General features: G+C 52.5%; 5 protein-coding genes. 4 read left to right on the top strand and 1 reads right to left on the bottom strand.

Annotated features, from left to right (window positions below):
• The first annotated feature begins 153 nt into the window (after nucleotides 1–153).
• The 4 genes from B2067_RS05180 (at nucleotide 154) to B2067_RS05165 (ending at nucleotide 4,808) form a co-directional block, all read left to right on the top strand.
• A complete protein-coding gene (locus B2067_RS05180) occupies nucleotides 154–1,173 on the top strand; it encodes an AI-2E family transporter (RefSeq protein ID WP_301376790.1) in 1,020 nt (339 codons plus the stop codon).
• 128 nt (nucleotides 1,174–1,301) lie between these two features.
• Entirely contained in the window at nucleotides 1,302–1,994 is a 693-nt protein-coding gene (locus tag B2067_RS05175) for a response regulator (RefSeq protein WP_273091850.1), read from the top strand.
• Between the two features lie 52 nt (nucleotides 1,995–2,046).
• Nucleotides 2,047–3,387, top strand: coding sequence for a HAMP domain-containing histidine kinase (locus tag B2067_RS05170; RefSeq protein WP_076514267.1), 1,341 nt, complete (start codon nucleotides 2,047–2,049; stop codon nucleotides 3,385–3,387).
• Nucleotides 3,388–3,545: 158 nt separating this feature from the next.
• Nucleotides 3,546–4,808, top strand: a complete 1,263-nt coding sequence (locus tag B2067_RS05165) for a malic enzyme-like NAD(P)-binding protein (RefSeq protein WP_297531466.1) — start codon at nucleotides 3,546–3,548, stop codon at nucleotides 4,806–4,808.
• Nucleotides 4,809–5,049: 241 nt separating this feature from the next.
• On the opposite strand, the gene typA is transcribed toward B2067_RS05165, so the two are convergent.
• Nucleotides 5,050–6,864, bottom strand: coding sequence for a translational GTPase TypA (gene typA / locus B2067_RS05160; protein ID WP_301387676.1), 1,815 nt, complete (start codon nucleotides 6,862–6,864; stop codon nucleotides 5,050–5,052).
• Between the last annotated feature and the right edge of the window lie 324 nt (nucleotides 6,865–7,188).

Raw genomic sequence — 7,188 nt, 5'->3', positions numbered from 1 at the left:
CACCAGAACCTAAATCTGGCGTGTCTACCAATTTCACCACTTCCGCAAAGAAGAGGTGGCGATTCTACTGATTATTGCGGTTATTGCAAGCCTATCTTGGCGCGTTCTGGTGTCTGCGGTATCGTACTGGCATCTGACAACAGGAAGTTCTCTATGAACCCAAGCGATACCCGCCTGAACACCAATATTCTGCTCGTAGCTGCTGCTTTTGTGATTGTGATCGCGGGTGTTAAAAGCGCTGCGAGTATTCTGATCCCGTTTTTGTTGTCGATCTTCATTGCGATTCTGAGTGCTCCCGTGATGCGCTGGCTGACGCATCACCGCGTACCCGAAATCGTCGCTGTGATTCTGATTCTTGTGGGATTTCTGCTGTTCGGGACGATTCTGGCCACCTTTGTTGGTCGAACGATTAATGCGTTCTACCAGGATATGCCACTGTACGAGAGTAAGTTGCAGGCGCTAGTCGATCAGTCGGTTGCCTGGTTGCAGGCCAACGGTGTGGACGTCTCTGATAATGTGCTACGAGAGTACGTTAATCCGGGCGCCGTAATGAAAATGGTCGCCAACGTTTTCAATGGCCTGGGCGGCGTTTTAGCGAATACCTTCCTGATCCTTTTTACGGTGATCTTTATTCTGCTGGAGGCGGCGGGCTTCCCGGCAAAACTGAGAAAAGCCTTGGGTGACAAAACTCAGGCGGTTCAGCACTTTGCCCGTTTCTCTCAGCTGGTTCAGAAGTACCTGGTGATTAAGACTCTTGTGAGCTTAATGACGGGGGCCAGTATTGGTATCGCGCTCTGGGTTATTGGTGTTGATTACGCTGCTATGTGGGCGTTGGTCGCATTTCTCCTGAACTACATCCCGAATATCGGCTCTATTATTGCGGCGGTGCCAGCTGTGCTGGTGGCGCTGATTCAACTGAGTGTTGGTGAAGCCGCGCTGACGGCGCTTGTATACGTTATTGCCAATACTTTCTTTGGCAACATCGTTGAACCCAAGATGATGGGGCGGACGTTAGGTCTCTCGACTCTGGTAGTGTTCTTATCTCTGGTGTTCTGGGGATGGGTGCTTGGCCCGGTAGGTATGCTGTTGTCTATTCCGCTCACCATGGTTGTGAAGATCGCGTTCGAGGTTAACGATCGCACTCGCTGGGTCGCCACTTTGCTGGATCAGTGACCGGGCGATCAGAGTATATAGCCAAGGCCGATCAGTCAGCGTAAATCGGTAAGCGTAAATAAGGGTAAAACCGTGTGGGCGCAGTTACAGCGCGGGGTTACTCTGAATGTAAAGATTAAGGGTAAGCTATGAAATCTGTACTGTTGATTGATGATGATGTTGAGCTCGGTGAACTGCTCAAGGAATACCTTTCGATGGAAGGGTTCGAACTGACTGCAGTGCACGATGGTGAAACTGGCTTACAGCAGGCGCTGTCGGGTGATTACAGCCTGGTGCTGCTCGACGTAATGTTGCCCAAGAAAAATGGTTTTGAAGTTCTGCGTGAGCTGCGCCAGAAGTCTTCTATTCCGGTCATTATGCTGACTGCCCGTGGCGAAAGCGTTGATCGTGTTCTGGGGCTCGAACACGGTGCCGATGACTATATTCCCAAGCCTTACCACCACCACGAGCTGATGGCGCGTATCAAAGCGCTGTTCCGTCGTATCGAAATGTCAGCGGAAGAGCCTGAATCGACCTCAAATGAGCTTAAGGTTGGTGAGCTTGAGCTGAATCCAGCGACCCGCACTGCCACGCGCAGTGGCGAAGAACTGCCCCTGACGGGCGCAGAATTCGGTGTGCTGCAGTGCCTGATGGAAAACGTCGGGGATCTTGTGGATAAAGATAGTCTGTCGATGGCGGCACTGGGTCGCCAACTGATGGCCTACGACCGCTCGATTGATATGCACGTCAGTAACCTGCGTAAAAAACTCGGTAAGCGTGACGACGATTCAGATTGGATCAAGACCGTCCGCAGCCGTGGCTACATGCTGGTGCGGGTGTAAGGTCTGTTTTGCTGACTAGCTTTATTACTCTCTGGGTAGTGGTGAGCCGCTGATGGTGCGCTGGTACCGCTCTCTGTTTCTGCGCATCTTCCTCTGGTTCTGGTTGATGGTGTTTTTCTCCATGACGGTGGCGATTGGTGTCATCGTCTGGCTGGAAGATGACTACTACCGCGAAGCCAACACGCAGGAAATCCGCTTGTTGCGCACCATTGTAGAAACTCAGCGTCCGATTCTTGCTGAAGAGCGTCGCTTTTGGCGCCGTTTGCGGCCGGGCTGGAACCTGGTCATCACCCCCCTCGATAACATCAGTCAGCTTCCACACGACATTGAAGAGTTCGCCGACGAAGCGGCAGAGCGTTCTCAGATCCTCTGGGGGCAGGACGACGGCTGGCAGATGATCGGCCCTGTGAGTCGCGGTAATTACCTTTATGTCGCTGTTGCACGGAGTGGCTGGCAGGGCGTGCTCGAAGACGAGAACCGCTGGTTGATCCCCGTGACTGTGGTTCTGGTAGTTACACTTATGTGTTCGCTACTGGCCTGGTCCATGACACGTCCGGTCCGACGCCTGCAAGGCGCTGTGAAACGTCTGGCGAAAGGCGATTTTGATATGTCTGCCCTCAGTAAGACTTATCGACGCCACGACGAAATCGGTGCACTGACACAGGAAGTCATCGATATGGCGGATGCTTTGCAGCGCCTGCTGCATAGTCATCAGCAATTGCTTCGCGATGTATCACATGAACTCCGCTCGCCACTAACCCGCCTTCAGATTGCTTTAGCGATTGCCCGCAAAAAAGACGAAGGCAGTAAATTGATCGCAGAGCATGATCGTATTGAACGCGCTGTCGGTCAGGTAGATAACCTGATCGGTCAAATGCTTGATCTGGCACGTCTGCAACAACAGGATCAGGCAGAGTTGCTGCGCGAAGAAGACATTGTGCAGGAGCGCTTACAGGAGTGGCTGGATGATGCTGAAATCGAGAGTAACGACCATAAGCTGAGCATCCGCTGTGACATCGATTCAAAACCCATCAAGGCTGACTGGGACTGGCTGCTGGTTGAGCGGGCCTTCGATAATATTCTGCGCAACGCCATCCGTTTCTCGCCTGAAGGAGGTGAGTTAGTCATCCGCTGTCACGAGCGCAGCGGAGTCGTGGCTTTGTCCGTGCGTGATTCTGGCCCCGGTGTTCCGGAAGAAGAGTTGTCACGTATTTTCGATGCGTTTGCGCAGGTGGACTCTGCCCGTGATCACGCCTCTGGTGGCTATGGTATCGGCCTTGCTCTGGTGAGTCGCATCACCGAGCTACACAATGGCACAGTAGTCGCCGAAAACCAGTCGCCGGGCCTGCGGGTAACGCTTTCTATGCCGGTATCTGATAAAAAATCCGCCTGACATCATGAAATGTTCATAAATCATCCAGATTCCCCCTTTTCTTCTGGAGTTTCCCAGCTGTTTTTGGTATTAAATACGGCCCTTTTGCCCCAGCACCTCCGGAAGAAGCGGTGTAAGAGGCGAAATTACACAAACAGCGACGAAACTGGACACCGACTATGTCAGAAGATTTCAAACAAGCGGCATTGGATTACCACGAGTTTCCAAAGCCGGGTAAGATCAGCGTTGAGCTGACCACGCCAGCACAAACCTCACGCGACCTGTCATTGGCATACAGCCCGGGTGTGGCTGAGCCTGTGAAAGAAATCGCTGCTGATCCTGAAAACGCTTACCGCTATACCGCCAAAGGCAACCTGGTTGCAGTAATCACTGACGGTTCTGCCATTCTTGGTCTGGGTAACCTCGGCCCGTTGGCGTCTAAGCCAGTTATGGAAGGTAAGAGCCTGCTGTTCAAGCGTTTTGCCGGTGTAGATTCAATCGACATTGAAGTTGAATCTGAAAGCCCACAGGCCTTCATCGATACAGTTCGTCGTATTGCTAATACTTTCGGTGGTATCAACCTCGAAGACATCAAAGCCCCTGAGTGCTTTGAAATCGAACGTACTCTGATCGAGCAGTGTGAAATCCCTGTATTCCATGACGACCAGCACGGTACTGCGATCGTAACGGTTGCTGGTGTACTGAACGCTCTGGAAATCGTTGGTAAAGACATCGCTGACGTTAAAATGACTGTACTGGGTGCAGGCGCGGCAGCAATCTCTTGCTCCAAGCTGCTGATCCTGGCAGGCATGAAGCCAGAAAACATCTTTATGTGTGACCGTAAAGGCGTGATTCACTCTGGCCGTGACGACCTGAACCAGTACAAAGCTGGCTTCGCTATCGACACTGACAAGCGCACTGTTGACGACGCTCTGAACGGTTCTGACATCTTCCTCGGTCTGTCTGGTCCTAACATGGTGACTGGTGAGCAGATCAAGACGATGGCGGCTAACCCAATCATCTTCGCTTGTGCGAACCCTGTCCCAGAAATTATGCCTGAAGAAGTAGCAGCAGCACGTGACGACGCCATCATGGCGACGGGTCGTTCTGACTTCCCGAACCAGGTAAACAACGTACTTGGCTTCCCATTCATCTTCCGTGGTGCTCTGGACGTACGTGCTCGTCGCATCAACGAAGAAATGAAGCTGGCTGCTGCTAAAGCGCTGGCGGGTCTGGCGAAAGAGCCAGTGACTCAGGAAGTTCTGGATGCATACGGTCTGGATTCTCTGGAATTCGGCCCTGAGTACATCATCCCTAAAGCGGTTGATAGCCGTCTGCTGGGTGTTGTGTCGACTGCAGTTGCACAGGCTGCGATTGATACTGGTGCGGCTGATGGCCCACTGCCAGCAAACTACCCACTGAAGTCTATTTCAGACATCTGATCTGAATTTCAGTGAGTAATAAAAAGGCCGCTATTCGCGGCCTTTTTTGTGTCTGACTCCCGCCTGTTCAGCACAGCCGGGCAGGGGCTGGAATACTGTAGGAGCGCAACGCGAAGCTTGCGCGAGATAGACGTCATTCTGGTCGCGCGTATTTCTTATCCCAAATAAATCGCTACCAGATAGCAAATAAAAAGCCCGGCAGATTTCTCGGCCGGGCTTTTTTATTCAAACGTCGTTGCTATCAGCTCTTCTTAGGCTTGGCGCGCTTACGTTCGTTTTCGGTCAGCAGTTTCTTACGCAGACGGATGCTGGTAGGAGTCACCTCTACCAGTTCGTCGTCTTCGATGAATTCCAGTGCCTGCTCCAGGGTGTGTTTCACTGGTGGTGTCAGGTTGATCGCTTCATCGGTACCGGATGCACGGACGTTGGTCAGCTGCTTAGCCTTGGTTGGGTTAACCACCAGGTCATTATCACGGCTGTGCAGACCCACGATCATGCCTTCGTACACTTCAGTCGCTGGTGATACGAACAGACGACCACGTTCCTGCAGAGTGAAGAGGGCATAACCCAGAACCTTACCAGCAACCATAGAAACCAGTACGCCGTTGTGGCGGGTAGAGCCCAGACCGGTCTGAACCGGACCGTAATGGTCAAACACGTTGGTCAGGATGCCTGAACCGGACGTCATGGTCAGGAACTGGTTACGGAAACCGATCAGACCACGTGCTGGCATGATGAACTCAAGACGCGTACGGCCTTTGCCATCAGGAACCATGTTGGTCATTTCAGCGCGACGGTTGCCCATTTCTTCCATAATGGAACCCTGGTGCTCGTCTTCGATGTCGATAACAACCTGCTCGTATGGCTCCTGCAGCTCACCGTCGACTTCTTTCTGAACCACTTCCGGCTTACCGATGGCCATTTCGAAGCCTTCGCGACGCATGGTTTCAATCAGTACCGACAGGTGCAGTTCACCACGGCCAGAGACTTTGAATTTCTCCGGGCTGTCACCTTCTTCAACACGCAGAGCCACGTTGTGGATCAGTTCCTGTTCAAGACGGTCTTTAATATTACGCGAGGTAACGTACTTACCTTCTTTACCAGCAAATGGCGAGTCGTTCACCTGGAAGGTCATGCTTACGGTAGGCTCATCAACCGTCAGTGGCGGAAGAGCTTCAACATTGCCGACAGCACACAGGGTGTCAGAAATGTTCAGGCCGTCGATACCCGAGATACAAACGATGTCACCGGCCGCAGCTTCATTAACGTCGACACGGTTCAGGCCGTGGAAGCCTTTTACCTGCTGGATGCGACCTTTGCGGGTGTTGCCTTCCGCAGTGATCAGCTGGATGTCAGTACCCGGCTTCAGCTTACCGCGAGTGATGCGGCCAACACCGATAACGCCCACGAAGCTGTCGTAGTCGAGTGCAGAAACCTGCATCTGGAACGGGCCATCGAGCTCAACTTTTGGAGCTTCAACGTGGTCAACGATCATCTGGAACAGTGGCGTCATGTCGTCAGCCATGTTGTCAGGATCATCGCCAGCAATACCGTTCAGGGCGGAAGCGTAAATCACAGGGAAATCGAGCTGTTCTTCGGTCGCGCCGAGGCGGTCGAACAGGTCGAAGATTTCGTCCATTACCCAGTCAGGACGTGCACCCGGACGGTCAATTTTGTTGATAACAACGATAGGACGCAGGCCGCGCTCGAATGCTTTCTGAGTTACGAAACGGGTCTGAGGCATAGGGCCATCAACCGCGTCTACCAGCAGACACACTGAGTCAACCATCGACATAACACGTTCTACTTCGCCACCGAAGTCGGCGTGTCCAGGGGTGTCGACGATGTTAATACGGTAGTCGTTCCATTTAATGGCGGTGTTCTTCGCCAGAATGGTAATACCGCGTTCTTTCTCCTGATCGTTGGAGTCCATCACGCGCTCACCGCCCTGATTGCGGTCCAGAGTACCGGACTGCTCTAAGAGCTTGTCGACCAGAGTAGTTTTACCGTGGTCAACGTGGGCGATGATGGCGATGTTTCTGAGATTCTCAATCACAACAGTAGCCTTCAGAATTGTGAGCCCTGATGGCACTGCGTCAGCAGAGTCAGGAGCAGGTTAAAATTTGAGCGCGGAGTATACCTGAAACACATTACAGCTGGGATATTTCTTTCATGCCGTGTCGCAGGAATACACAAGAGGTTTCGGTACGCCAGAAGGCAGGATAAAAAAGGCGTGGATTTGCACCAAAGAGCATATACGGCAGGGGGGCTGTGAACATATACTGTGCGGGCCTGAAATCGCACACCGATGGAAGGAAATAATTGCATCAAAATAGTGCACATTGCCAGATGTGTGATTCATAGAGGTGCATTCAGAGTG

Origin of the sequence: Thalassolituus sp. UBA2590, assembly GCF_002339775.1 — a bacterium.
In the GTDB taxonomy this organism is placed as follows: Bacteria; Pseudomonadota; Gammaproteobacteria; order Pseudomonadales; family Oceanobacteraceae; genus Thalassolituus.
Note: the sequence above shows the minus strand (reverse complement) of the source record. Positions and strands in the feature narration are given on the sequence as shown.